The 25,618-nt window shown below is 64.0% G+C and carries 22 protein-coding genes; 10 read left to right on the top strand and 12 right to left on the bottom strand.

All coding sequences use genetic code 11. From position 1 onward, the window contains the following. Nucleotides 1–1,297: 1,297 nt before the first annotated feature. Nucleotides 1,298–1,969 carry a GAF and ANTAR domain-containing protein gene (locus tag R4P57_RS08030; RefSeq protein WP_317802298.1) on the top strand — a complete coding sequence of 224 codons (672 nt, stop codon included), beginning with the start codon at nucleotides 1,298–1,300 and terminating at the stop codon, nucleotides 1,967–1,969. 408 nt (nucleotides 1,970–2,377) lie between these two features. Further along, a complete protein-coding gene (locus R4P57_RS08025) occupies nucleotides 2,378–3,337 on the top strand; it encodes a ferritin-like domain-containing protein (RefSeq protein ID WP_317802297.1) in 960 nt (319 codons plus the stop codon). A gap of 53 nt (nucleotides 3,338–3,390) precedes the next feature. Here the strand turns inward: R4P57_RS08025 and R4P57_RS08020 are convergent, their stop codons facing one another. After that, a complete protein-coding gene (locus R4P57_RS08020) occupies nucleotides 3,391–4,827 on the bottom strand; it encodes a radical SAM domain-containing protein (RefSeq protein ID WP_317802296.1) in 1,437 nt (478 codons plus the stop codon). Nucleotides 4,828–4,987: 160 nt separating this feature from the next. Here R4P57_RS08020 and R4P57_RS08015 point away from each other — a divergent pair, with 160 nt between their 5' ends. From R4P57_RS08015 to R4P57_RS08000, 4 genes are all read left to right on the top strand, one after another. Beyond that, entirely contained in the window at nucleotides 4,988–5,701 is a 714-nt protein-coding gene (locus tag R4P57_RS08015; RefSeq protein ID WP_317802295.1) for a haloacid dehalogenase type II, read from the top strand. Nucleotides 5,702–5,711: 10 nt separating this feature from the next. Beyond that, nucleotides 5,712–6,572: a tRNA glutamyl-Q(34) synthetase GluQRS gene (gene gluQRS / locus R4P57_RS08010; protein ID WP_317802294.1), complete on the top strand. Its 861-nt coding sequence runs from the start codon at nucleotides 5,712–5,714 to the stop codon at nucleotides 6,570–6,572. Nucleotides 6,573–6,676: 104 nt separating this feature from the next. Beyond that, the gene (locus tag R4P57_RS08005; protein ID WP_317802293.1) at nucleotides 6,677–7,531 is read left to right on the top strand and encodes a hypothetical protein; all 855 of its coding nucleotides are present in this window, start codon (nucleotides 6,677–6,679) and stop codon (nucleotides 7,529–7,531) included. 78 nt (nucleotides 7,532–7,609) lie between these two features. After that, nucleotides 7,610–8,353 carry a queuosine precursor transporter gene (locus tag R4P57_RS08000; protein ID WP_317802292.1) on the top strand — a complete coding sequence of 248 codons (744 nt, stop codon included), beginning with the start codon at nucleotides 7,610–7,612 and terminating at the stop codon, nucleotides 8,351–8,353. Here R4P57_RS08000 and R4P57_RS07995 read toward each other — a convergent pair. The 5 genes from R4P57_RS07995 to R4P57_RS07975 all read right to left on the bottom strand — a co-directional run bounded on the left by R4P57_RS07995 (nucleotide 8,350) and on the right by R4P57_RS07975 (nucleotide 14,065). Beyond that, entirely contained in the window at nucleotides 8,350–9,186 is an 837-nt protein-coding gene (locus tag R4P57_RS07995) for a PaaX family transcriptional regulator C-terminal domain-containing protein (protein WP_317802291.1), read from the bottom strand. The two genes, R4P57_RS08000 and R4P57_RS07995, sit on opposite strands and share 4 nt — an antisense overlap. Next, nucleotides 9,167–10,375 carry a kynureninase gene (kynU, locus tag R4P57_RS07990; protein ID WP_317802336.1) on the bottom strand — a complete coding sequence of 403 codons (1,209 nt, stop codon included), beginning with the start codon at nucleotides 10,373–10,375 and terminating at the stop codon, nucleotides 9,167–9,169. The genes R4P57_RS07995 and kynU overlap by 20 nt, the downstream gene beginning before the upstream one ends. Continuing rightward, entirely contained in the window at nucleotides 10,375–11,229 is an 855-nt protein-coding gene (locus tag R4P57_RS07985) for a tryptophan 2,3-dioxygenase (RefSeq protein ID WP_317802290.1), read from the bottom strand. The genes kynU and R4P57_RS07985 overlap by 1 nt, the downstream gene beginning before the upstream one ends. A 74-nt stretch (nucleotides 11,230–11,303) precedes the next feature. After that, nucleotides 11,304–12,611, bottom strand: coding sequence for an MFS transporter (locus R4P57_RS07980; RefSeq protein ID WP_317802289.1), 1,308 nt, complete (start codon nucleotides 12,609–12,611; stop codon nucleotides 11,304–11,306). Between the two features lie 20 nt (nucleotides 12,612–12,631). Continuing rightward, on the bottom strand, nucleotides 12,632–14,065 hold the full coding sequence (locus tag R4P57_RS07975) for a M20 family metallopeptidase (protein WP_317802288.1): 1,434 nt from the start codon (nucleotides 14,063–14,065) through the stop codon (nucleotides 12,632–12,634). A gap of 187 nt (nucleotides 14,066–14,252) precedes the next feature. Between R4P57_RS07975 and R4P57_RS07970 the strand changes: the two genes are divergently transcribed. Genes R4P57_RS07970 through R4P57_RS07960 form a run of 3 tightly spaced genes read left to right on the top strand, consistent with a single transcriptional unit; the run spans nucleotide 14,253 to nucleotide 16,450 of the window. Further along, nucleotides 14,253–15,137, top strand: a complete 885-nt coding sequence (locus tag R4P57_RS07970) for a LysR family transcriptional regulator (RefSeq protein WP_317802287.1) — start codon at nucleotides 14,253–14,255, stop codon at nucleotides 15,135–15,137. A gap of 57 nt (nucleotides 15,138–15,194) precedes the next feature. Then, nucleotides 15,195–15,572 carry a BlaI/MecI/CopY family transcriptional regulator gene (locus R4P57_RS07965; RefSeq protein ID WP_317802286.1) on the top strand — a complete coding sequence of 126 codons (378 nt, stop codon included), beginning with the start codon at nucleotides 15,195–15,197 and terminating at the stop codon, nucleotides 15,570–15,572. Then, the gene (locus R4P57_RS07960; protein ID WP_317802285.1) at nucleotides 15,569–16,450 is read left to right on the top strand and encodes a M56 family metallopeptidase; all 882 of its coding nucleotides are present in this window, start codon (nucleotides 15,569–15,571) and stop codon (nucleotides 16,448–16,450) included. The genes R4P57_RS07965 and R4P57_RS07960 overlap by 4 nt, the downstream gene beginning before the upstream one ends. Before the next feature lie 2 nt (nucleotides 16,451–16,452). Here the strand turns inward: R4P57_RS07960 and R4P57_RS07955 are convergent, their stop codons facing one another. From R4P57_RS07955 to R4P57_RS07935, 5 genes are all read right to left on the bottom strand, one after another. Next, nucleotides 16,453–17,172 (bottom strand): VIT family protein, encoded by a 720-nt coding sequence (locus R4P57_RS07955; protein WP_317802284.1) that lies wholly within the window; start codon nucleotides 17,170–17,172, stop codon nucleotides 16,453–16,455. Next, nucleotides 17,165–17,641 carry a DUF2231 domain-containing protein gene (locus R4P57_RS07950; RefSeq protein WP_317802283.1) on the bottom strand — a complete coding sequence of 159 codons (477 nt, stop codon included), beginning with the start codon at nucleotides 17,639–17,641 and terminating at the stop codon, nucleotides 17,165–17,167. The genes R4P57_RS07955 and R4P57_RS07950 overlap by 8 nt, the downstream gene beginning before the upstream one ends. 50 nt (nucleotides 17,642–17,691) lie before the next feature. Continuing rightward, the gene (locus R4P57_RS07945; RefSeq protein WP_317802282.1) at nucleotides 17,692–22,059 is read right to left on the bottom strand and encodes an amino acid adenylation domain-containing protein; all 4,368 of its coding nucleotides are present in this window, start codon (nucleotides 22,057–22,059) and stop codon (nucleotides 17,692–17,694) included. A gap of 130 nt (nucleotides 22,060–22,189) precedes the next feature. Next, on the bottom strand, nucleotides 22,190–22,633 hold the full coding sequence (locus R4P57_RS07940) for a PIN domain-containing protein (protein WP_317802281.1): 444 nt from the start codon (nucleotides 22,631–22,633) through the stop codon (nucleotides 22,190–22,192). Further along, nucleotides 22,630–23,490 (bottom strand): hypothetical protein, encoded by an 861-nt coding sequence (locus R4P57_RS07935; RefSeq protein WP_317802280.1) that lies wholly within the window; start codon nucleotides 23,488–23,490, stop codon nucleotides 22,630–22,632. The genes R4P57_RS07940 and R4P57_RS07935 overlap by 4 nt, the downstream gene beginning before the upstream one ends. Before the next feature lie 182 nt (nucleotides 23,491–23,672). On the opposite strand from R4P57_RS07935, the gene R4P57_RS07930 reads away from it, so the two are divergent. Then, nucleotides 23,673–24,329: a pyridoxamine 5'-phosphate oxidase family protein gene (locus R4P57_RS07930; protein WP_411742327.1), complete on the top strand. Its 657-nt coding sequence runs from the start codon at nucleotides 23,673–23,675 to the stop codon at nucleotides 24,327–24,329. On the opposite strand, the gene tgt is transcribed toward R4P57_RS07930, so the two are convergent. Further along, complete coding sequence (gene tgt / locus R4P57_RS07925; protein ID WP_317802278.1) at nucleotides 24,283–25,521, bottom strand: tRNA guanosine(34) transglycosylase Tgt; 1,239 nt, start codon at nucleotides 25,519–25,521, stop codon at nucleotides 24,283–24,285. The genes R4P57_RS07930 and tgt overlap by 47 nt on opposite strands. Nucleotides 25,522–25,618: the final 97 nt, after the last annotated feature.

Here is a 25,618-nt window from a genome sequence, read left to right as displayed (position 1 = left end):
ACAATCACGCCCGCGTCCAGGTCGATACCGTGCAACATCATTCAGAAAAAGCGAGTCAGCTCATCGGTGCATTCAGGCTTAGATGGGGTGGGGACTCGATGAAATCGATGAACACAATTGCTCCGCTCGCTGAACTGCCGAAAATGCTTGGTAGGCAGACACGTTCGGGAGCCCCGGCACCGATGTGTCTTCGACAGCGACGAAAGCCGTCCCACGCCTGCCGACAAGCGTGGCAAAGGACGACATGAGGCCGGGCGAAGAAAAGTCTGTCGATGCAACGGCCCTGGGGGGCGACGGCACCGATCCCGGTTCGGCTGGAGGTCTCAGCAAGATCAAGTTGATACCCGAAGAACGGCGTTGTCAACACGAGAGGATCCGTGAGCTGCTCGAACGGTACCGCGGACACATCCCCATGCGACGACGGGCACGTGTACTGAAATTCAGGTGACGGCCGGCGACTGCAGGCGACTGCCGTGCGGCTTCGATCGGAGCGATACCCGCGTGGGTGCACCACCGGCAGCGCATGCCGGCATCGCTGTCCCGGCCACGCATGCGGACATGCGTCGCGCCAGCGGTACCACTCGGGCTCCGACTTTCAGTCCGCGCTGTACCGCGATGATGCGGCGCATCGAACGTGAATCACATTCGCCGCGTTGGTCTTCGATGTGACGACGGATCGCGTCCAGCTCCCGGCTGAGCAGGTCGATCTCGGCGCCGGTGAGATGGGCGAATCGACAGAGGGATCGGTAAGGGCTTCGGTCAGGGCGTCGACCCTACGCGGGTCCACCTCATCGAGACAGCCCAGACCTGCGGGCCGAGTGCTCGGTCGCGGCACCCGCCTCCGGTTGACAAACCCTTGGGGCTGATATCAGATTGCGATGCTGAGAACACAGCCGAACCGGGATCAATGTCGTCGCCTCCGGGCCATGTCATCGATAGATATCTTCTTCGCTCGGGCTAACGAGGCAGCGCGGTGTCACACCGACGCATCACTACTTCCAGGCCCAGCGAGACGAGCACGCACGACGACAACCAGCGAGCGTGTACTCGATGACGCCGGCCCTGGAGGGCGGAGATTCACGTGGCCGATTCGGTCTATCCACATTCCCACTCCACCGAGCACACGCGAACGCCGTTCCAGTGCAGGGCAATCCCCATACGTGCCGTCGAGGGCGCCTCGAAACCACTCGATTTGGGTCCGGAACACCTCCACGCCCCGGAACTACTCGACTACCACGTCGAGCAAGCCACTGGCCAGGGTGCCGATCGGCGAACGGCGGAGATCGGAGCCCTATCGATGGCCTGTACTGCCCGCGAGCTCCACGCGCAGCATTCGAGTATCGACGCGACACTGAGCGCGATCACCGCTGCAGCAGTCCGACTGGTCCCTGGAGCCGAGAGCGCATCGGTCTCACTGCTGGTGGGCAAAGGACCGGTGCAGGCGCACGCGGCAACCGACGCTCTCGCCACAGCGGTGAACGAGGTACAGAACGACGTCGGCGACGGGCCGGTTCTGCACGCGGTCCACCTCAACGAGACCGTCCTGATGGGCAATCTCCACACCGACACCCGGTGGCCTCGCTTCACTGCGCTGGCCCTGCGGCGCACGAGAGTTCGCTCGATGCTCTGCCTTCCGCTGTACGCCGACGCCGTTGTTCTGGGCGCGATTACGGTGCACGCCTCCGTGGCCGGCACCTTGTCCGAAGACTCTGTCGCTGCCGCAACAGCTCTCGCCGCGCACGCCGCACTGGCGTTGGTTCATTGCACGCACGAAGAACAGTTCGCTGTCGGCCTTGCCTCGCGAGACTCGATCGGGCAGGCGAAAGGAATGATCATGGAACGCTACGACATCGACGCCGCGCGCGCGTTCGCCATGCTCACGACTATGTCCCAGCATACGAACACACCTGTCGCCATCTTGGCTGGCCGGCTCACACATCGACAGGGCACCTCCCGAGCGACTGGATGAGCACGCGTTCGAGGGCACTCCGGCCAACTGGCTGACGGCCCCGGCATCGCGTCCTAGCGATCTCGGAAGCGACACTGATCGATTTCTGGGGATGCGGCCATGCTCTGCTATCGCGCCGACTACCAGCGGCCTCAGTCGTAGTGTGGGCGAGGCGATGTTCATCAGCTCGCTCTGGCTCCAACAAGGTGGCCGTTGGCAGAACAAGTTCAGCCAGGACTCGCCCGCCACCTCATAACCGAGCCCCAGCTCACCGCCAGAGGCGTCGCTGGACAATACACAGGGCCTCTGCCAGTCGTTATAGGCAATTTCTGAGGAAAAGTACAGATCGTCGTTCGAGGGGCTACTGTTGCCTGGTCCGCGGGGGCGTCGGCATCATGCACTTCACCCGGACGAGAGGCACAGTCGCATATGTTCGACAAGAAATTCATCACCAAGGCCATCAGTAGCAGCTCAGAAAACGGTCTCGATCGCCGACGTTTCATGAGGGCAGCCGGTCTCACCGGTTTGGGCGCAGGCGCGGCAATGACTGTGGGCTCAGGCGTCGCTTCCGCCTTCCCCTTCGGCTCCTCGGATGGCCCGCTCATCCCTGGAATGCCCGGCCAAGGCCCCTCCGATGCAGCGATCCTGAACTTCGCGCTCAACCTCGAGTACCTCGAAGCGGAGTTCTATCAGCGGGCGGTGACCGGAAAGGGTCTACCGGACACTCTCGTGGGCGGCACCGGAACTCCCGGGCCCGTCACCGGAGGTCGGCAGGTGACGTTCGACAGTACGTTGATCAAGGCGTATGCCGAGGAAATCGCGTTCGACGAACTCAATCACGTGGCGTTCCTGCGCGGAGCACTCGGAAACGCGGCAGTGGCGAGACCGGCGATCGACCTCGACGCCAGCTTCAACGCGGCAGCCAAGGCAGCAGGACTGATCGGTGAGGGCGAGACCTTCGACGTCTACGCGAACGAGCAGAATTTCTTGCTCGGCGCGTTCATCTTCGAAGATGTCGGCGTCACCGCGTACAAGGGCGCGGCACCGTTGGTGTCGAACAAGACGTATCTCGAAGCCGCTGCAGGCATTCTGGCAGCCGAGGCATACCACGCGGGCATCATCCGGACGAGTCTGTTCTCTCTGGGTCTCGAAACGCCCGCGAACGCCATCTCCGATGCGAGAGACAGCCTGGATGGGCCGGACGATCTGGATCAGGGAATCACTCTCAACGGTGCCGCCAATCTGGTTCCGTTGGACGCCAACGGAATCGCGTATTCACGCTCACCCGGCCAGGTACTCAATATCGTGTACCTGAACCCGGCCCCGGTCACGTCCGGTGGATTCTTCCCCGCAGGCGTCAACGGCGAGCTCAACACCAGCGGCGGATAGCCGAAGGTTTCGCTCGGGTGGTGTCGCATGGCTCGACACCACCTGAGCACACCTCAGCTACAGCAACCAGTGGTTTTCGAGCCCGACACGAGCAGCGGAAGCATCTTTCGCAATTCCTGATTCTCCCCCGGATCCAGCACCGAATGCTGCACACAGGCCGGGACGAGTTCCCCGGTCTCCGGGTGTGCCATCGAGTAGGTACACGCGGCCAGTCTCTCCTGCGTTTCGAGCAGAACCGGATCCGACGCGGTCTCGCCGGACTGCATCATCTTCCAAGCGGGAGAGACATTTTCGGCATCCATGAACCGGTGAACGACGAACGTCATCGGACGAACCCGGCGGCGAGCGAACGCAACCGACAGCTCCCGGATGCCACCAGATCGATGCACGGCACTACGCGCCCAGCGCACGGCCACGAGCACACCCCGCGGATATCCGGCGAGCACGCGCATCACTTTGAGGACCAGCACCACTGGAGGAGTTCCGCCGAAGTTCACTCCGCCCAAGTGCCCGAAGAACTGGTCCCGGGCATCGACCTCGGCCGGATGTGTCACATCGAGAAACGGGTGCCACCGTCCTCCGACCATGAATCCCAAAGCTGTTCTGTTGCAACGAGGATCACCGAACTGAATCGCATGATGCGAAATCGGTTGCTGCATAGCGAGTTCGATCCGATCCCATACCGTGTCGATATCGACATCCCGGTAGCCACCGGACCACCGCCGCGCGTCCCCGACGAACGCCGCGGGCTGGAAGGACACCATCGAGTAGCCACCCATCGCGACTACGTTCTCGACGACGTCGGCCACCTCGTCGATGTTGTCCGGGGTGACGGTCATGTTGTGGGCCAGATACGAGCTCACCCCGTGCTCGCTCTTCAAGCGCGCGAACATCTCGGCGAACCGTCGACGATACGGATGCAGCTCGGCTTCGGACCTCGGCCGCGGAATTCCGCGTCGGCCACGCATCAGTTTGTCGAAATGCACTGCGTACGAGACACGTCCGAAGCGGGGACGACCGTCCTCACCGACGACGACGGCCTGGAGGTACTCGTAATCGAAGTCGCCGTGCGTGAACGACATCGGCTCGCGGCCGTGCTCGCGCATGATCGTCAGAGCGGCCGCGTGAACGTTGGGAGCGAGCAGACTCACCTCTCCGCCGATCAGCTGCGCGTGCGCCCGCGGTCCGCGACGGGCGGCAAGGTGTCTCATCTGCGCCGCCACCTCACGCAGGGTGTGCTCGCCATCGATGCGAATCTTGTTGGCATCCGCGCTGTGATAGCAGGGACTGCACGTCAGATTGCATTTCGGGAAGACCCCGTGGGTGCCCTCGCACCCCACCGCGTGGCGGCCCAGTGTCTGCGACGGCGTCTGCACGCCGACGGGCAACGCCGCCCATCGCTCGTCCAGCGCCGCGCGCGTTCGAGGATCCACCGGACGGGTGCTCGTCTCGAGGCGGGCCAGTACTGCGCGAATCTTCGTCCAGATCACTCGGACCTCCCGTCGCCTCCACGGTACGCATCAGGTCACCGACCCGGCCTGCACCGAGCGTGCCGGCGGGAGTCCACTCGCGATACACAGAATGTCGATACGGTCGGGTGAGCCTCGTCGTTGCCCGAGGAAAAGAGAACCACCACAAGGAGCTCAGTTCGTGACCGATCCCGACAACCCGATCGAGTCGCCTGCCCTGCGTCGACCACGCGTGATCGTCTTCGACGTCAACGAAACGCTGTCCGACATGTCGCCGTTGTCGGAGCGCTTCGCCGACGTGGGAGCACCCACCGAACTCGCGTCACTGTGGTTCGCGAGTGTCCTGCGTGACGGCTTCGCCCTCACCGCATCGGGCGCGGCGCGGCCCTTCGCGGACGTCGCATCCGGGCTACTTGCAGTCATGCTGCCGCCTGAGACGCTGGATCGAGGGATCGACGACGCCATCGAGCACATCATGGGTGGTTTCATGGGCCTGGGCGTGCATCCCGACGTAGCAGACGGCATCAGAGCACTAACTGCGCTCGGGATCCGGCTGATCACCCTGAGCAATGGCGCGGTCGGCGTCGCTCAAAAACTGCTCGAAGGCGCAGGAGTACTCGGGCAGATCGAGATGCTGCTGTCCGTCGAGGCCGCCGGGGCGTGGAAGCCCGACGCACAGTCGTACCGATACGCACTCGATCGGTGCGGCGTCGAACCCCACGAAGCCATGCTCGTCGCCGTCCACCCCTGGGACATCGACGGTGCCCACCGTGCCGGACTGTCCACGGCCTGGATCAACCGAACCGGCACCACCTACCCGCAGCACTTCACCACCCCGGACCTCGAGGCGACCTCACTGCTCCACCTCGAGCAACTACTGCAGCACGCGACCTAGAGTTGTCCCCATGCCCGCCGGACGCTTCGCTCCCAGTCCTTCGGGCGATTTGCATCTCGGCAATCTACGAACCGCGCTACTGGCCTGGCTCTTCGCCCGCTCCACTGAACGACGGTTCGTGATGCGCGTCGAGGATCTCGATCGTGTGAAACCCGGCTCCGAGCAACGTCAACTCGACGACGTCTCCGCCATCGGACTCGACTGGGACGGGCCGATCATGCGGCAATCCGAGCGTCGGGAAATCTACGACGCGACGATTCGCACGCTCACCGCAGCAGGGATGACGTACGAATGTTTCTGTACGCGTCGGGAAATCCTGCAAGCCGCATCGGCCCCACATGCGCCCGACGGCGCGTATCCCGGGACCTGTCGCAATCTGACCACCGATCAGAGAGCAGCCAAGGACCGCCGACCGGCCATTCGATTGCGTTCGCAGGTAACACAATTCACCGTCGTCGATCAGCTTCACGGCCTGTTTCGGGGCCAGGTGGATGACTTCGTCCTGCGTCGATCCGACGGTGTACCCGCCTACAACCTCGCCGTCGTCGTCGACGATGGCGCGCAAGGCGTCGACCAGATCGTGCGCGGCGACGACCTTCTCACCTCCGCGCCGCGGCAGGGATATCTCGCGCAGCTCCTCGGCCTCACCCCCGCGACGTACGTTCACGTTCCACTCGCACTCAATGTCGAGGGCAAGCGTCTGGCCAAGCGGGACGGCGCGGTGACGCTGCGCGAACGACCCGATGCGTGGTCGCTCATCACCGCCTCGCTCGGTGTGCCGAACGCGAAAAACGCCGAGGAATTGCTCGAACAGTGGAAGCCGACGCGGGTACCACGCGAACCGTGGGTGTTCGACCCCGCGAATCTCTGATCTACGAACCGATCGAGATCACGTTGCAACGCGACAGGACCCAATTCGGTGACGAATCGGACGTACAGTGACCGCGACAACTCTTCCCGAGGGAGAAGGACACGATGACCTCAGGCGGTTACGACCCCGACAAGGATCCACAGAACCCCGGTGGCTTTCCCCCGCCGCAGGGCGGCTATCCACCACCTCCCCAGGGCAACTACCCACCACCTGCACAGGGCGGCTACCCACCACCTCCGCAGGGCAACTACCCACCACCCGGCAGCTACCCGCCACCTCCGCAGGGCGGCTACCCACCGCCCCCACAGGGCAACTACCCGCCGCCTCCGTCGTTCGGTGAGGCACCGATGCCGACCCAGCTATCCGTGGGAACGGCCATCGGCTACGGCTTCGAGAAGTTCAAGCAGAACGCCCTCGTCTGGGTCGGCATCGTCCTGATCGCCGCGATCATCCAGGGCGTCCTGAACTTCGTGTTGAGCTCCGACAACTTCGTCCTCGGCGTGATCTTCAGTGTCATCGTCGGAGTCGTCGCGCTCCTCATTCAGGCGGCACTCGTCCGCGGCGCTCTGCACGAGGTGGACGGGATCAAGCCCGCTTTCGGGTCCTTCTTCCAGTTCGGCAACGTCGTGTCCGTCGTCATCGCCGGCGTCCTCGTCGGCATTGCCACCAGCATCGGCTTCATCCTGCTGGTCATCCCCGGCATCGTCATCACGTTCTTCACGTGGTGGACCTTCCAGTTCGTCATCGACCGCGGTGACGAGCCGATTCCCGCCATCAAGGCCAGCGCGCAGGCAATTGCGTCGAACGGTGGAACCCTCTTCGTGCTCGCCATCGCCCTGGTAGGCCTCAACATCGTCGGTGCGATCCCCGTCGGCCTCGGTCTGCTGGTGACCATTCCGATCACGATCATCGCCGGAACCTATGCCTACCGCGTCACGGTGCGTGGCCGCGTCGCCTGACCTGTAATCCGCCTCGATGGGCGCGCATCCCTCACCCGGGATTCGCGCCCATCGTCGTCTCGGTGCTTGGATCGAGCAGTGACTACTACCGAACACACCGCCGCCAACGGCGGCACCGAGTCTGGGCAGGCCACGTTCGCTCACATCAGCCGGGGCTACTACCCCACCATCGTCGCGCTCTTCGTGGCGACGCTGCTGATCTCGAACGTGGCCGCCAGCAAAGGTGTCGCCTTCTTCGCCTCCTCCGACGTCATGCTCGGACCGTTCCAAATCCTGCCGATCAATACCGACGGCGCATTCTTCCTCTTCCCCCTCGCCTACATCCTCGGCGACGTCCTCAGCGAGGTCTACGGCTTCAAGGCCGCACGCCGCGCGATCTACCTCGGCTTCGGCTCCCTGCTGCTCACCTCGCTGTGCTTCTGGATCGCCATCGAACTTCCCGCCGCCTCCTTCTACGAGAACCAAGAGGCACTCGAAACCGTCGTCGGTGTCGTCCCCCGACTGGTTCTCGCCGGTCTCGCCGGCTATACCGTCGGGCAGCTCCTCAACTCCGTCGTCCTGGTCAAGATCAAGGAACGCACCAAGGAAAAGCACCTGTGGGCGCGACTGATCGGGTCGACCATCGTCGGCGAGTTCTTCGACACCCTGATCTTCTGCTCCATCGCCGCCGGCGTCATCGGCATCAGCACGTGGACCGACTTCATCAACTACGTCATCGTCGGATTCCTGTGGAAGACACTGGCCGAGATCATCGTCATGCCGATCACGTACCGCGTCATCTCGTACATCAAGAAGCGCGAGCCGTCGTACCAGGATGGCTAGGACGCGACCCATTCCGTACTGAGGTCGAAGTAACGCTCCCGGGCCGTCTCGAACGTGGCGACGGCCCGGGTGCCCGGCCAGTCTTCCGGCGTCATGGACGGCGGAAGACTAGGGTCGACGTAGGGAATGACGCGCCATTCGTCGAGCAACGGCACGAACGTGACAAACGCGTCGCGGGAATTCCGAGCCGGGGACCCGCCGTCGAAGGCCTCGAGAAATGCCCGATGACGATCGGCGATGCCGGCCAGATCCCACCACAGCTCGGCACTCTCACGCAGCGTGGCGGGAGCCGCGATCTCGGACGCGACGAACGTCGTGACGTACTGCGACAGTTCCAACGCGTCGACAATGGCACCAGCCTCCGCTGCGAGATACTCGGGTGCAATCCACAGACCAGGTGAGACTGTGCCGCAGCCAATTCCGGTGAGCCGACGCCTCAGCTGGTGGCGGGCGGCGCGTTGGGCCTCGGGGATGGTGAACGAGATGAGACGAAACGGATCGCCGTCGGCCATCCGCCGGAACCCGAAGATCCGACCGTCGCCGCGCGCGAACATCGAGTCGGCCTGCTCGGTGATGCGATAGCCGGTGCGGCCGTCTCGATTACTCGATTCGACGACGCCCTTCTTCTTCAACCTGGCCACCGCGATGCGCGTGCTCTCGGGTGGCACCCCGAGCGCGTCCATCCAGACGACAAAATCGGCGATGGCGAACCAACCTCCGAGGGGGCGAACGTAGGCCCCGAGCACCGTGCGCACCAACGAGGTGGCGCTGCCCGGACGAGAGTCGAAGTCGTCGAGGATGGCCCCGGCAGTGCTAGGCGCGGAGTTCGTCACGGATCGCCACGATACCCAGATACACCTCGCGGTACGAGGTACTCAGAGGGCTCAACCCCAGGCGAATACCCTGTGGCGCTCGGTGATCCGGGATGACGCCCTTCTCCCACAGCCGTGCTGTGATGGCCTTGAATTCGGGATGGTCGATAGTGACGTGCCCGCCGCGTCGCGTCGAATCCTCCGGTGAGGCGATCTCGACCCCGAGCGGTACCAGTATCTCGCGGACGAGCTCGAGGGCGTATTCGGTGAGTGCGACGGACTTCGCGCGTATCGCGTCCATCCCCACCTCGGCGATCATCTCGATGGTGTCCTGCATCGCGATCATCCCGAACACCGACGGCGTGCCGCTGATGACACGTCGAATACCCTGTGCCGGAACGTAATCCTGCGCCATCTCGAACGGATGGGCGCGGCCCATCCACCCCCAGATCGGCTGGACTAACTCGTCGAGAAGATCGCTCCTGACGTATGCGAAGGCAGGCGACCCAGGTCCACCGTTGAGGTACTTGTAGGTGCACCCGACGGCCAGATCAACTCCCCAGGAATCGAGTTCGAGCGGCACCGACCCGACGGAATGACATACGTCCAGCAGCATCAGAGCGCCGGCGTCGTGGGTGATGCGCGTCGCCTCGGCCAAGTCGACGAGGAAGCCGGAACGGTAGGCGACGTGGGTGATCACCACCAGGGCGGTGTTCTCCCCCACCACCTCGGCGAGTTGTTCCGGCGTGACGCCACCGCGGCGGTCCGTCTCGATCCACCGCAGCGTCATATTCGACTCCGCCGCAATACCTTCGAGCAAGTATCGGTCGGTCGGGAAGTTGTCGCGGTCGATCACGATCTCGGTTCGGCCCGGCCGCATGGCGATCGCCGCCCGTGCCAGCTTGTACAGCAGTACCGTCGTCGAATCGCCGATCGTGGTCTGACCGGGAGCGGCTCCGAGGGTGGCGTCGGCCAGGGCGTCGCCGATGGTGACGGGGAGGTCGAACCACTGCTCGTCCCAGCCGCGGATCAAGCGTCCGCCCCAGGCGTCGGTCATGAAGGTGTTGATCCGTTCGACGCTCGCCTTCGTCGGACGGCCAAGCGAATTGCCGTCGAGATATGCGCTGATCGACGGGTCGTCGCTACCGAGGAACTTGTCGCGGTAGCTGCGGAGTGGATCTTGGGCGTCGAGTTCGTCTGCGCGTTCCATCATCGTCCGATGTCCGTTCTCACTGCGAGCAATTCGGGGAAGAAGGTGAGTTCGAGTGCCTTTTGCAGAAATCCGACGCCACTCGATCCTCCTGTCCCGCTCTTCATTCCGATGGTACGGAGCACCGTCCGCATGTGCCGGAAGCGCCACAGCTGGAAGTTCTCCTCGAGATCGACGAACTCTTCGAAGGCCTCGTACACCGCCCAGTGTTCGGCGTGGTTCTCGTAGACGAACTTGATCAGCGGCATCAGGTCCTCGTTGTACGTGTACGCCGCAGTGACGTCGCGTTCCACCGCAGATGCCGGTACGTCATACCCCTGCCGCGCCAGCGACTGCCAGAAGGCGTCGTACAGGCTCGGCTCGTGCAGCAGCGTCGAAAGCAATTGGTGCGCAGCCGGATCGGATTCGAATACCGTCAGCATGCCCGCATTCTTGTTGCCGAGGACGAACTCCACGGCCCGATACTGATACGACTGGAAGCCCGACGAGTTGCCGAGGAAGTCGCGGAACTGGGAGTACTCCGTCGGGGTGAGTGTGGCCAGCACCGACCACTGCTCGGTCAGCGTCTTCTGAATATGCTTGACCCGGGCCACGCATTTGAGCGCGGTGCCGATGTCGTCGGCATCGAGAGCTGCTCGCGCGGCCAGGGTCTCGTGCAGCACCAGCTTGAGCCACAGTTCGGTGGTCTGGTGCTGAATGATGAACAGCAGTTCGTCGTGATGCTCGGGGGTGCTCACCGGCTTCTGGGCGCTGAGCAACGTGTCGAGGTCCAGGTACGAGCTGTAGCTCATGCGGTCACTGAAGTCGGTGACGACAGTCTTCTCTATCGCGCGAGTATTCGCTTCGACGCTCATGGCTGATCCTCGAGGTGATGGGCTGATGCGTCCACCGTATTACACATCTGTGCCGACCGCTAGATATCCGTAAGCTATCGAATGCCACGGATCCGCACTGCGCCGATCAGAGCAGCAATGCTGACCAGGGACACCGCCAGGATGTAGTAGCCCGGGGACACCGCTTGTCCGGTCGCGGCAACCAGTGCGGCCGCGATGGTCGGAGTGAATCCACCGAAGATCGCCGTGGTGACGTTGTATCCGAACGACAGCCCGGTGGCCCGCGAATGGACCGGGAACGCGTCGGACATCACCGACGGTAGCGCGCCGAAGTAGAGCGCTTTCAACAAACCCAGAATGGTCATGACGAGAGCGAGCGTGAGGAACGACGGCACCGCGATGAGCCACATGAACAGCGGAACGACGCTCACGCCGATCGCAATTGCCGACGGCAACATGATCTTGATGCGACCGACCTTGTCGGACAGCTGACCGACGAACGGCGTCACCACCGTCAGGATCACACCGGTGATCATCAGTGCGACGAATGACAGCGAGTTGTTCAGTCCCAGTTGCTTGATGCCGAAGGTCGGCAGGTATTGCAGAATGAAGTTGAGCGCGGTGGACACCACCAGCACACCGCCGGCAATGAGGATGCCTCCCCATTGGTTCTTGAACAGATCGCGCACAGGTGATTTCGGTACGTCCGACGCGGCGACGACAGCCGGTGATTCGTCGACGTGCCGGCGAATGAACCACCCCACCGGGCCCACCATGAGCCCGAAGACGAAGGGGACGCGCCAACCCCAGTCGACCATGCTGGCCTCGGACAACACCGCGGTCAGTCCGGCAGCGAACGAGGCCGCCATCAGCGTTGCCAGCCCTTGGCTGGCGAACTGGAAGCTGCCGAAAAATCCGCGGCGCTTGCCGTTCTGCTCGACGAGAAAGGATGTGGCCGCGCCGAATTCGCCGCCCGCTGCGAAACCCTGAATCAGGCGCGCCACGATGATTCCGATGGGGGCGAGGATACCGATGTCGTCGTAGTTGGGCATGAAGGCGATCAACGCGGTTCCGAGCACCATCAGGCGAATGCTCATCACCAGGGCCTTCTTTCGCCCTTTCCGGTCTGCGTAGGACCCGAGAATCAGTCCGCCGAGCGGGCGAATCAGATAGGAGACTCCGAAGACTGCGAACGTCTGAACCAGTTGCACGCCGGGGTCGGCCGAAGGAAAGAAGTTCTGTCCGATGTAGATGGCGAACAGCGCATAGATGGCGATGTCGAACCACTCGAGTGCGTTGCCGATGGTGGCAGCCGCGATGGCACGGACCGGATTCTTCACGGATACAACGGCTTCACCCGCGCCGTCACGATCGGGAGTTCGATGGACGTGTGCAGTGGACATGTCGGATTCTCCGGTGATGTTCAGGAGCGCGAGGCGCTGGCGGATTCGAGCGGTGCGTCGTGGTCGTCGGTGGCGTCGTCGTCTGCCGCGGCGCCGAGGTCGAAGAACAGACCGGCGGCCATGGCAAGTCCCTCGCGGGCAACGGATGCGAGCATGTGCTCGTCGGGTGCGTGCTGACGGCATCCCGGGTAGGAGTGCGGCATCCAGACCGTCGGAATGCCGAGAGTGTCGGTGAACACGTGATTGGGCAGGGACCCACCGATGTTGGGCAGCACGCTCACCGGAGAACCGACGGTGCGCTCGACCGACCGCGCGACCGTACGGACCCAGCCATTGTTCGGATTCGTTCGGCTCGCGGGAAACGAGATGCCGAGTTCGACGACGACCATCGAGTAGCCGTGCGCATCGAGGTGGCGTCGTAGCCGCCCGTCGAGATCGTCGCGGTCGGTACCGACGACGTACCGCAGTTGCAGCCGCGCTCGCGCCTGGCCGGGGATCGCATTGACCGGTTCGGCTATGTTGCCTGCGCTCATGGCGATCACTTCGAGGGTGTTCCATCCGAAAACCCGTTCGGCGGGCGACAATTCGGTGGCCGACCAACCGGAGTCGACAATCGGATCGCCCGGGGTACGGCCGACCTCGACGCCTCGCAGGGCTTCGATGATGGTCTCCGGAATCTGCTCTGGCACCAAGCTGTCCAACAGAATGCGACCGTGGCCGTCGACGAGCGTCCCGATGGCACCGGCCAGGGTGGTCGCCGGGTTGCGGAGCAGTCCACCCCAGTTGCCCGAGTGGTAGCCGCGCTCACGCAGGTCGACGACGAGGTCGAAGTCCACTCCCCCGCGGGCACCGAGAAACAGCGTTGGGGTCTGGGCATCGAGACGTGGTCCGTCCGAGGCGATGAGCACGTCGGCGGTGAGTCTTTCGCGGTGGTCGGACACGAATTGTTCGAGTCCGGGCGATCCGATCTCCTCCCCCGTCTCGAACAGGAAGGTCAGATTGAACCCCAACGAGCCGCGGGCGTCGAGAACGGTGCGCAGTGCGGCGAGGTTCACCAGATGCTGGCCCTTGTTGTCGGCGGTTCCTCGGCCATAGAGCCGACCATCCCGTTCGACGAGAGTCCACGGCGACAAACCGTCCGACCAGTCCTCGGCCATGCCCAGAACCACATCGGCGTGGCCGTAACAGAGCACGGTCGGCAGATCGGGGCTCTCGTGACGGGTGGCGATCAGGAAAGGACCACCGTCCGCGACCGGGTTGGGGTGTGTCTCGACCACACACCCGAGTGCGTCGAGCCGCGGCACGAGAAGGTCCTGCAGATATGCCGACAACGCAACCCGCCCGGCCGCCGACTGGCTCTCCGACGGAACGGACACGAGCTCGGACAGTTCGCGGTGGAACTCACCCGAATCGTAGAAGTCCAGGGCCTGCGCGATCACATGCTCGCGTTTCATCGAATCTCCCTTGCCGTCGGCCTGGTGTTCGCCTGACAGTAGCGAGCCCGATACCGTCTACACCATTGCCGATTGACGCTCCCTGCGTTGCCTCAGAAGCAACGCTCGGACCGACAGAGGCTCGGTGACGATCACGTGTCACCGCTGTGACAGTGCTGTGAAAGAAGGAGCGATCTCGTTGCATTTGATGCCCTCAGCGCTCACGTACTTCTGCGAAGTAGCGCGAACCGGGTCCGTCACCGAGGCGGCCGCGGCGCAACACATGGCACCGTCGGCGGTCAGTAGGCAGATCGCCAAGCTCGAGCGCGACGTCGGAGTGCCGCTCTTCGCACGCCACGCTCGTGGAATGACGCTCACCGAGGCCGGCCATCGCCTCCTCGCCCACGCACGCCGACACGAAGTGGAGTCCTCGACCCTCATCGCCGAAATACGCAGCGCCGACGCCACCGAGCACGGCACCGTCACCGTTGCCTGCACCGAGGGGTTCTCGCAGTCCGTGGTTCCACGGGCCATGGCGTCGGTCCACCGGACTCACCCCTCCGTCACGTTCACCTTGGACGTGGTGGGGCGAGAGGAGGCGAGCCGACGGGTGGTCGACGCCCGAGCAGACGTCGCGGTCACCTTCTCGCTCGGTCGCCGCACCGACGTGACGGTCGAGCACTCCATCACGGTGCCCATCTGCGCCGTCGTCGCGCCCGGCCACCCCCTGACCGACCGAGACAGTGTCGATCTGACCGACATCTGCGACTATCCCCTTGCGCTGTCGACCACCGGTTCGAGTCAACGCGAACTGTTCGACGCCGGTGTGCGACTGGAAGGACTGTCGCCGCACGTGGGCCTGCAGTGCGAGCGGCTGGCTCCGATCCTGGAGTTCGCACGATCGAGCGATGGCGTCGCACTCGTCAGTGACCTCGGCGGCGATCGCAAATCGGGCCTGACCTACATCCCGCTCGTACATCCGGTGTTCGCCCAACGTCGGGCCGAGATTCACACCATGCAGGGCCGACCGCCGTCACCACGCACGGTTGCCTTGATCGACGCGCTGACCGACATTCTCGAGGCCGCGGAATAGTGGAGGAACCCCGAACTGGCCTATCCTCGAAGTACCCGACTCGAGTGAGGAATCGCAGTGCGTAGAGCGTCCGGACAGTTGGAGGAGTCGATCCTCGAGTTGCTCGGCGAGCACACTGAACTCTCGGTCGCCCAGGCCCGCGAGCATCTGGGCTCCGATCTCGCCCACACCACCGTCATGACCGCACTGGTGCGGTTGCATGGCAAAGGCCTCGTCGATCGCGAGCGGCGTGGGCGATCCTTCGTCTACACCCTCAACGCCCCGGTCGATGAGATCCCCGCACTTCGGGCCGCGATGCGGATGCGTACCGAACTCGGCGCGAGAGCCGAACGCGCGGATGTGCTGGCGAGCTTCGTGGCCGCACTCGACCCCGAGGACGAGGCGACGCTGCGCGAACTGCTGGCCAAGACGGACGCAGCCGAGCAACACCCATGACCCTGCTCGTGATCGTTGCCGTGCTGCCGTGGGTGCTGTCGCTACTGCTGGGATTCGGAGCCGATCAACTCGACCGTCGACTCAATCCGTCGACCGCCGTGATGCTGCTTCCCGTCCTGTCGATGGTGACCGCGTTTGCGGTGGCTGCGTCCCTGGCCGCGCTTGCCGCGGTTCTTCTGGCGTCGGCTCAGGTTGCGTGGGTGTCGCTGGGAATCGTGCTCTGCGCCTTGATGTTCTGGCGCTCGGTCGAGGTGGCTCGCCATGTTCGACGCGTCGCCGTCGGCGCGTCGATCGCATCCGAATTCGGCGACGAGGCGCGGGCGACGGGCGGCATCGTCGTGGTCGACTCCGACGTTCCCGACGCTTTCGCCGTCCCCTCCGGCGGAGGTGCCGTCGTGATCACCACCGGCCTCGCGGAGGCGTTGTCGGACAACGAATTACGCGCCGTGGTCGAACACGAGCGTGCGCACCTACGACACCGCCACAGCGTGTGGATTCAGATGTGCGAAATCGCGGCTCGACTGGATCCGATTCTTCGGCCGGTGCCCTCGAAGGTCCGGCACGCCGCCGAGCGTCAGGCCGACGAGAGCGCAGCGACACTCGGCCGTCGAGATACGTTGTCTGCCATCGCCAGAACCGCCTTGCTTCGGACGCACCTGGACCATGGAACCCGCACTCTCGCCAGTACCGGCGGCGACGTCGTTCGTCGCGTGCAGGCCCTCAGCGAACCACCGCGGCACCGTCATGATCGCGGGATCCTCGCGGCCGGGCTGGTGCTGATCCTCGCCTTCACCGTCATTTCCACGGCACTGTTCGATGTCGTACAAGATGTGGTGGCACCCGAAACCGGAGAAGTTGCCACCTCGATCTTTCGCTGATCTCAAATACCCGCGACGCCCGCCAGTTGGCCGATCGCATAGGTCACAGCCATCGCGATCGCGCCACCGATCACGATTCGAGTCACCGCCGGGCGGCTCGGCGCTCCACCGAGGCGAGCGCTGATGGTTCCGGTCAACGCCAGAGCGAGCAACACGACGACGAATGTGACCGGAATACGTTGCGAAGCAGGCAGAAGCAGGATCGAGAGCAACGGCAAGAGCGCACCGGTGATGAACGACACCGCCGACGACGCGGCCGCTTGCCACGGATTGGTCAGCGCATCGGGGTCGATTCCCAACTCGACGTCCACGTGTGCGGCAAACGGATCGTGTTCGGTGAGTTCGCGAGCGACTGTCTGCGCGGTGTCGGCCGACAGGCCCTTGGCCTCGTACAGTGCCGCGAGCTCGGCCAATTCCTGCTCGGGCTGCTCGTCGAGTTCTCGACGCTCCTTGATCAACAGCGAACGCTCGGCGTCACGTTGTGTGCTCACCGAGACGTACTCTCCGAGTGCCATCGACACGGCTCCCGCAACAAGCCCCGCAACGCCGGCAGTGAGCAGCGATCCTCGGTCGGTGGTGGCGGCAGCGACACCGACGACCAGACCGGCGGTGGACACGATGCCGTCGTTCGCACCGAGCACCCCGGCCCGCAACCAGTTCAGCCGACCGGACAGATCTCCGTGCGGTTCGTGCTCGTGCAGGCTCGGCTCAGGCTCACTCATCGACGGCCGTTGCCGTTACGTCGTCCCACGCGGCGCGCGCGCCGGACTCTCCGATTCTGTACACCTGGACGATTGTGGTCGCTCCGATCACCACTGCCAACACCACCACCGCAATCGACTGCCACCGCACGGGCGCGTTGCCGCGACGCTCACGCAGATGCAGGAACACGAGCAATGCGGCGACGACCACCAAGCCGACGGAGAAGTAGATCATCCAGTCACCGATCTCGGTGTGCTGCTCGACCGCAGCGGTCTCGGGGACGCGCCTCTCGAGCCACTCGCCTGCCTCGGTCGTCAACGGCGTCAACACCAACGTGAACACCGCCAAGGCCGCAATGAGCCACACGAGCCTGCTGCGCACACCGGACCAGATACTGGCCGCGATGGCGAGCAGCGCGGTCAACGGCGCCAGCACCACGATGAAGTGAACGAGCAGAATGTGGGCCGGTAGGCCGTTGAAGGTGGACATGCGTTCTCCCGCTGGCTTCGAAGTCGCGTGCACCTCACGCACCGCACATGCTACACACCATGTAGTAGTTGCGCCGACGGTTCGAGTGCCGTCAGAGCCCGCCACGCCGAGTCGGGTTGTGCGACCATCGCATGCACGATCTGCTCGAGACGCCGCCCCAGTGCGACAACGGTATTCGCGTCGAACAATGCTGTGGGATACACGATATCGACCGCAGTCTCGATAGCCTTACCTTCGCCGTCACGATGTTCGGTGACGTGAAAATGAAGGTCGCACTTGGCGATGTCGATCGGCCGCGGCGTGATCTCGAAGCATGCATCCCCCATGTAGAGCGTCGCGACGGTGAACACATCCAACGACAGCGCGACCTGAAAGATCGGGTGCCGCGCCGCCGACTCGGCAGAGATGGCGGCCACGACATCCTCGAAGGGCACCGTCGCATGGTCGAAGGCCCGCAGTTCGCTCGCCCGAGCCGACTGCACGACGTCCTCGACGGTCGTTGCGGCGGCGATGTCCGTCCGGATGGCGACGGTGTTGGTGAAGGTACCGACCACCTGCTCGAGCCGCGGATCGTCGCGACCGGCAACCGGGGTTCCGACAACGAGGTCGGTGGATTCCGTCGTCTCCGCGAGCAGAATCAACAGCGCCGCGCGAAGCACGGTGAATCGTCCTGTCCCACAACGCTGGGCAAGATCGGACATCCCTTTTGTCGCGTGCGCATCGAAGCGAAGCGACGTGCGTGCGCCGGAGAAGTCCCACTCCTGCGCCCGCGGGCGGTCCAACGGCACGTCCCTCGAGCTGGGTATATCCGCCAACTCCGTGCGCCAGAAGCCGAGATCGGCCGACACGTCGCGTTCGGCGGCCCAGACGCTGTAATCGGTGTACTGAAGTGGTAATTCGGGCCACGACGGTGCGGTGCCGGCAATCCTGGCGTGATAAGCCAGTACGAAATCCGACGCCAACAGCCCCAGCGACCACCCGTCCGCTGCACTGTGGTGAACGGCGCACGCCAGTACATGGCGATCGGGCGCTACCGCGAACAGGCGAGCTCGGATCGGGAACTCGGTGCGCACATCGAAGGGTTGCTCGAGGGTGTACGACACTGCGGCGCTATCGAAGTCGACAACATCGAGGTTCGGTTCCACCACAGCAGAATTCGGCTCGACGACCTGCGCCGGAACCCCGTCGACATCCGGATAGCGCGTACGCAACGTGCTGTGCCGATCGAGCAGATCGGTCAAGGCCTGCGAGGCTGCCGCTGCAAGGAACTCCCCGGAAATCGTGACCGTGAACGGCAGGTTGGACAGCGGCAGCGCTGCACTTCGCTCGATGTGGCGTTGCTGAGGAGCCAGCGGAATTGCGACCACCCCTGACGACATTCCGCGTTCGGGTCGCGAACTCTGCTGCAGCCCACCACAGCGACGTGTATCGATCCGCGCCGCCAAAGCCTGCACGGACGGAGCCTCGACGAGGTCTCGCACACCGATGTCCACCGATGCCTCGGCCCGCACCGACGACACGACCCTGGTGGCCGCCAGCGAGTCACCTCCGAGATCGAAGAACGACGCAGCGCAATCGATACTGTCGCTGCCGAGGACCCGTGCGAACGCTGCCGCCACCATCTCTTCGGTGGCACCGGACGGCTCGATCGGAGTGCCGGTCGTCGGACTGGTCGGGCTCGGGACAGGAAGTGCGCCGCGATCGACCTTCCGATTGATCGTCAGCGGGATCTCGTCGAGAATCGAGATGGTCGACGGCACCATGTGGGCAGGCAGTCGCCCCGCGAGATCCCGGCGGATGTTCTCGGTGTCGAACGCGTGTTCGCTGCGCGCGGCAACGACGTAGCCGTCGATACGCATGTCGCCAGTGTGACTGCGGCGCAATGCCGATGAGGCCGCAGCAACGTCTGGATGCGCTCGCAGCGCTGCGTCGATCTCGCCCAGTTCGACGCGATTTCCCCGGATCTTGATCTGATCGTCGGTGCGGCCGAGGAACTCCAGCGTTCCGTCGCCTCGCAGACGGGCCCGATCGCCGCTGCGGAACATCCGAAGCCCTGTACTGCCGAACGGGTTCGCGACGAAGCGCGCCGCTGTATCCGCGGTGCGACCGAGATATCCGCGCGCGACGCCGGACGTCTCGATGTAGATTTCGCCGACCGCACCCGACGGAACGGGCCGCAGCGTGCGATCGAGGAGGTGAATCCTCGCCCCCACCATGGCTCGACCGATTCCGTCTGCGCTGCCCGGGTGCAGTGGCGCGGTCATCGTGACACTGCAGGTCGTCTCGGTTGGGCCGTAGGCGTTGAGCAGTCGTCGGCCCACCGACCAGCGGTCGACCGTATCCTGAGGGGCCGCTTCTCCGCCGATGATGATGGTCCCGACGCCGGCCAGAGCTGCGGGATCCAACGTCGCCAGAGCCGAGGGCGTGATCAGCAGATGTGTAATTGCCTGCCGAGCAATCAGTTCCGACAGTTCTGCGCCGCCGTAGCTGTCCGGCGGCGCGATCACCACTGTGGCACCTGCTGTCGCTGCGGCCAACATTTCGACGATGGCCGTGTCGAATCCGGGTGAGGCGAGATGACAGACTCGTGATTCGGCGTTTAGGTCGTAGCTGCTCCGGATCTGCTGCACCAGAGCGGCAATGCCATCGAAGGTGACGAGGACGCCCTTGGGGGTGCCGGTGGAGCCGGAGGTGTAGATGACGTACGCCGCATGGTGCGGTGCGGTCGTCGCGGCAACGTCACTCCGATCTCCCTCCGCAAGAAGGTCATCGAGGTCCAACCACTCCACCTCACCCGTCTCACCTTCGCCCGTGCACAGGCCCACCACCGCCCCGCTGTCACGCAACACGAAGTGCGCCCGCTCGCGGGGGTGATTCGGGTCGACCGGAACGTACACCGCACCCACTCGTGCGATCGCCCAGAACGCGACGACCCCCTCGACGGATCGGCCGACGCGCACGGCGACCCGGTCCTCTGTGCCGATTCCTCGGGCATTCAAGGTGGATGCGAGTGCGGAGACTCGTGCGGCCAGTTCTGAGTAGGTGATCGAGACGTCGGAGTCCTGAATTGCAATTCGATTGCTGTGCTGCGTTATTGCCGTCGAGAACAACTCGTTCAGTGATCCCTGTTCCGTCACGGCAGTGCCCACCGACGCGGGAGTCGTACGCGGTTCCTCCGGCAAGAACAGGTCGAGGTCTGCCACTGCCGTATCGCCGCAGCCGGATTCGGCGAAACGGTCGAGGAAGTGCAGGAACCGTCGGTGGTGGCGAGCGAGGTCGCTCGGCGTGTACGCGGCAGGGTTGGCCTCGAAGTCGATGCGCGGCCGCTCTCCACCTCGACCGGGGTAGATGTTGACAGCGAGGTCCGACACCGGGCCCGTGGTCAGAATGTCGATCTCACCGGCGAAGTCGCCGACGGCCACGGTGTTCGCGAACATCATCACGTTGATCGTCGGCCCGAAACGCCCTGCGCGCAGAGCATGTCCACTCTCGGACGCCGGCGGTGTGCTGCGCTGATGCCGGAGCACGGCTCCGATCGCCACCTCGGCCGACTTGACCACGTTGTTCACCGTCGCCGATCCGACGGCCGGCAACCGTAGCGGCACCACATGCGACAACGACGATCCGGCCCCGCGCAGCAATGCTGTGGGCCGCGCAGAGACCGGCAACGACAGATCCACGTCGTCGGTGTCGTTCATACGCGCCAGGTACGCAGAGAAGGCCGCGATCACTACCGTCGACGTCGCATGACCCGGAGCGGTCGGAGAAATCGATCGATCCTCGCCGACGACGATCGGCACCGACGCAGGCTGAGCACTTCGGCCCCAGGGCGCGGCATAGCCGAGGTCGGCGGATTCCCAATGCGCCCGATCGCGTCGCGCGCGAGTGGACGAACGGTAGCGCTCGTCCTCCGCGACAAGTGCGGCCGGAGTCGTCGGGGCGATAGCCGCAGGCGCGACGCCGTCGCACACGGCGGCGTACAGGGCCGCCGCCCGCTCGAGCACCTTCATCGAGGCATAACCGTCGAGCGCGATGTGGTGGGCTCTGGTGTACCAGAAGACGCGATCGTCCCCGACGCGGAGAACGCGCAGTCGCACCAGCTGGCCGTCCATCGACAAGAGCGTTCGACAGTCGTCGTTCATCCACTGCGCGGCCGCGTCGGCCGGACGGTCGTGTTCACGGAAGTCGACGATCTCCACTGGGTCCGTGTCCGCATCCACGAACTGCTGCATCGGTGTGCCGTCGACCTCGGTGATTCGCATCGTCGACGACGAGAACTCGCGATGTGCCCGGCTGCCGCAGATGGCCAACGCGTCGACGTCGACGGCACCGACGATGTCGACGTAATACGCAATGGTGAAGGGCACGTCGGGCATGAATTGCTGGGCCAGCCAGATGTCAGCCTGGGACGAACTCACAGGTATGGCGTCGTCGAACATGGTGGTACCCCCACAGCAATCCAGCTACTACACACTCGGTAGTACCAGAGTACGCGCCGACTGTGCGAGACGGTTGTCGCGAATCGTGGGTGCCATGCGAGGCGGGCGCTCAACCTCCCAGCAGAGCCAAGTCCGGTGCTCCGGAATAGATGCCGTCCAGGCTCAACAACGGCAGTCCCTTCGAGATTGCGCATGCTGCGATCCAGCGATCGCCGGTGTGAATCTTGTCGTGCAGCGCGTGACCTACACGCCTGCACGCAGCGGTCAAAGACGCGTAAGCATCTACTACTCCGCTGTCAATGGAAATCGTAGGGGCCGAGTCGAGCTTTCCCCGCGTGTCAGCCACCTTGCGCTCACCCCAATTGCCCACCATCGCGCCCGCAAGTACCTCGGCCCTCGTCTGGAACGCAATCACGACCTGGAGCCCGGCCAGTTGTGCACGCAGTTCGTCGACAGGATGACCACGATTCGCAGCCTTGACCGGGTCGATGTACAAAATGCTGAACACGTCGGTATCAACGAGAACAGCACCCAGGCTCGCAGGCCGGGTCATAACCCGATAGCAGCGAAGAACGCGTCGGCTTCATCGTCGCTCACCCCGTCGATTCCCCCGGGCTCAATACCGGGTGCAGCCGCCAGGATGTCCCCGAGCGGGATCGAGTCGCGGACACCCATCTCCGCAACTCCGTCAAGAAGCGCGACGATTCTCGAGTTCAACAACCGCTTCAACTGTCCGTCCGCGCCTGCCTCCGGCGTACCGGTCACGGTCACGTACCTGCCGAGCAACGGACCGAGTCCTGAGTCGTCGGCCACATCGGGGAGAGCAACTTGGTTGCCGGCGTCATCCTCCACCTGAAAGCGATGTGTGTGTAGGTTCGCCGAATACAGGCGTCCGATAAAGGTCAGAAATTCGGTCGACACACCAGCTGCGACCTCCCATGTCTCGGGTCGAAGTGCAGCCGTATAAAACGTCTGCACAGTCAATCCATCGGCTTTGAACTCGACCTCCGGGGCAGCGCGGCGAAGCGCTGACGCCAATTCGCCCGCGGCGTTCGACAGGGAATCACTCACCCAATCCGGCCGATGGTCGAGACCGATCGATTCCACCAACCTCTCGAATTTCGAGTCGAAGCCTTCCTCGTCTGCCAGATCGAAGTCCAACGCGTCCACGCCGGCTCCTGCGCGGCGAACAAGGAGTCTCGTGCTGCCAGGGGCCAACCCGATGACAAGATTGGCAACACGGTGCACTCGTGAGGGTGCGCGGCCGAGCCGATCGGCATCGGTCTCGCTGCGGCCGATGCTCATCGCAACTGCCTTGAGGCTTTGCACGAGCGCTATCAGGTCGTCGGCGTCCAGTTCGCCCTCAGGTGCATTCGATTCCTTCAGTCGAAACTCGAATTGAGTGGTCATGGTCATCACCTCCTGGCCGGCGCGCCGGTATTTCACGTACTTGTCCATTGTGCTCGATTACCGCGCATCCGGCGTAGGAGATTATTGCGGTTACCCCCGACACGTCGATTCCCACGAGGAGCACAAAGGCCACCGTGTCGTAGGGTGACGGCGTGCCGCCGAACAACCACTATCACCACTTGATGTTCGGCCCTGCTGCGATTGCGCGGCAGAAGGTCGACGGCAGCTACACCGCGTACGGCTCGCAGACCGAGCGTCCCGACGACGGCCCGACGCCTCTCGACACTCGCGAGAAGGCCATGATTCGCGCGCTGGATCAGTTCCAGATCGCGACAGTCGCCGAGACCGGGTGGCCCTACATCCAGTATCGAAGCGGGCCGAAAGGCTTCCTGCAGGTCCTCGACGATCACACGTTGGGCTTCGCCGACTTCGCCGGAAACCATCAGTACGTCACGGCAGCCAACCTCGATCACGACGATCGCGTCGCGATCTTCCTCGTGAATTACCCTCTGCGGCAACGCCTCAAGCTCTACGGAAGGGCACGCACCGTCGAGAAGGCCGACGACCCCGAGCTACTGGACCGACTGAGGAAGATCGGCGACATGACCGTCGCCGCCACGTGCGAACGCAGCATCGTCATCGACGTCGAGGCCTTCGACTGGAACTGCACCCGCAGTATCGTTCCCCGCTACGACGCGGCCTACCTCGCAGAGCTGTCGGAGGTGTATCAGCGCAAAGCAGCCGAGCGGGAACAGGAACTGCTACAGCGCATTTCGGAGCTCGAGCATCAGCTCACGCAGTCTTCGCAGCATAGAAACGACCCAGGAACTCCGTCTTGAATTCCGCGAAGCGTCCCTGATCGACGGAGGCGCGGATGTCGTCGACGAGCTTGACCGTGAAGCGTTCGTTGTGGATGGTGCACAGCGTCGATGCGAGCATCTCCTTGGCCTTGAACAGGTGATGGATGTAGGCCCGGGTGTAGTGCGCGCAGGTGTAGCAGTCGCAGTTCTCGTCGATCGGGGTGAAGTCGCGTCGATGCTTGGCGGTGTTGATGTTGAAGCGTCCCGTCGGCACGTAGATCGCCGCATTGCGTGCCACGCGTGAGGGATTGACGCAGTCGAACGTGTCGGCACCGTTCTCGATGGCGGTGAAGAAATCGTCCGGCTCGCTGATGCCGAGCATGTGACGCGGCTTGTGTTCGGGCAGTTCCTCGTTGACCCAGCGGGTGATGGTGCCGAGGTTCTGCTTCTCGAGCGCGCCGCCGATGCCGTAGCCGTCGAAGCCTCGACCGGTTTCGCCGGTGATGGTCTCGAGATCGTGTGCGGCCTTGCGTCGTAGATCCTCGTATTGCGCGCCCTGCACCACTCCGAACAGCGCCTGATACGGCTTGTCGGCGCGCTCGACCGTGAGTCGTTCGTGCTCGAGGACACATCGCTTCGCCCACGCCTGCGTGCGATCGACCGACTTCTCTTGGTAAACGCGGGTATTCATCAAAGTGGTCAGTTCGTCGAAGGCGAACATGATGTCGGCTCCGAGACGATGCTGAATCTGCATCGACACCTCGGGAGTGAAGCGATGCTTGGAGCCGTCGAGGTGGGACTTGAACGTCACCCCGTCGTCGTCGACGTGCGCAAGCCGTTCCTTGCCCTCGGCGATGACGTCGTCGGACTGCACCCGGCTCGCGTCCATCGAGATGACCTTCTTGAAGCCGACGCCGAGCGACATCACCTGGAATCCGCCGCTGTCGGTGAACGTCGGCCCGTCCCAGTTCATGAACTTGCCCAGCCCACCCGCCTCGTCGACGATGTCCGAGCCCGGCTGCAGATACAGGTGGTAGGCGTTGGCCAGCACTGCCTGCGCGCCGAGTTCCTTCATCGCCTCGGGCAACACCGCCTTGACGGTCGCCTTGGTTCCCACCGCGATGAACGCGGGGGTGGCGATATCGCCGTGCGGGGTGTGGATGGTGCCGGTACGCCCGAGCTCACCGTCGAGCCGAGTACCGATATCGAAGCCGAAACTGGAGAAACTCACCGCGCCAGTATGCGGCTTCGCCGCAGGAGTGGATTCCGCGGCACCAGACGCGCTGCTAGTCTGACGCCGTGCCGGGGAGGGCGCGACGGGACTTACC

Source organism: Rhodococcus sp. IEGM 1330 (assembly GCF_033142445.1).
Lineage (GTDB): Bacteria > Actinomycetota > Actinomycetes > Mycobacteriales > Mycobacteriaceae > Rhodococcoides.
This window is presented reverse-complemented; position numbering and strand designations above follow the sequence as displayed.

Bases quoted from the DNA above. Each gene is read 5' to 3' on its own strand.
- R4P57_RS08030 (WP_317802298.1), top strand. From the start codon at position 1,298: ATGGCCTGTACTGCCCGCGAGCTCCACGCGCAGCATTCGAGTATCGAC.
- R4P57_RS08025 (WP_317802297.1), top strand. From the start codon at position 2,378: ATGTTCGACAAGAAATTCATCACCAAGGCCATCAGTAGCAGCTCAGAA.
- gluQRS (WP_317802294.1), top strand. From the start codon at position 5,712: ATGCCCGCCGGACGCTTCGCTCCCAGTCCTTCGGGCGATTTGCATCTC.
- R4P57_RS08005 (WP_317802293.1), top strand. From the start codon at position 6,677: ATGACCTCAGGCGGTTACGACCCCGACAAGGATCCACAGAACCCCGGT.
- kynU (WP_317802336.1), bottom strand. From the start codon at position 10,375: ATGGAACGCGCAGACGAACTCGACGCCCAAGATCCACTCCGCAGCTAC.
- R4P57_RS07985 (WP_317802290.1), bottom strand. From the start codon at position 11,229: ATGAGCGTCGAAGCGAATACTCGCGCGATAGAGAAGACTGTCGTCACC.
- R4P57_RS07980 (WP_317802289.1), bottom strand. From the start codon at position 12,611: ATGTCCACTGCACACGTCCATCGAACTCCCGATCGTGACGGCGCGGGT.
- R4P57_RS07975 (WP_317802288.1), bottom strand. From the start codon at position 14,065: ATGAAACGCGAGCATGTGATCGCGCAGGCCCTGGACTTCTACGATTCG.
- R4P57_RS07970 (WP_317802287.1), top strand. From the start codon at position 14,253: ATGCCCTCAGCGCTCACGTACTTCTGCGAAGTAGCGCGAACCGGGTCC.
- R4P57_RS07960 (WP_317802285.1), top strand. From the start codon at position 15,569: ATGACCCTGCTCGTGATCGTTGCCGTGCTGCCGTGGGTGCTGTCGCTA.
- R4P57_RS07955 (WP_317802284.1), bottom strand. From the start codon at position 17,172: ATGAGTGAGCCTGAGCCGAGCCTGCACGAGCACGAACCGCACGGAGAT.
- R4P57_RS07950 (WP_317802283.1), bottom strand. From the start codon at position 17,641: ATGTCCACCTTCAACGGCCTACCGGCCCACATTCTGCTCGTTCACTTC.
- R4P57_RS07940 (WP_317802281.1), bottom strand. From the start codon at position 22,633: ATGACCCGGCCTGCGAGCCTGGGTGCTGTTCTCGTTGATACCGACGTG.
- R4P57_RS07935 (WP_317802280.1), bottom strand. From the start codon at position 23,490: ATGACCACTCAATTCGAGTTTCGACTGAAGGAATCGAATGCACCTGAG.
- R4P57_RS07930 (WP_411742327.1), top strand. From the start codon at position 23,673: ATGTTCGGCCCTGCTGCGATTGCGCGGCAGAAGGTCGACGGCAGCTAC.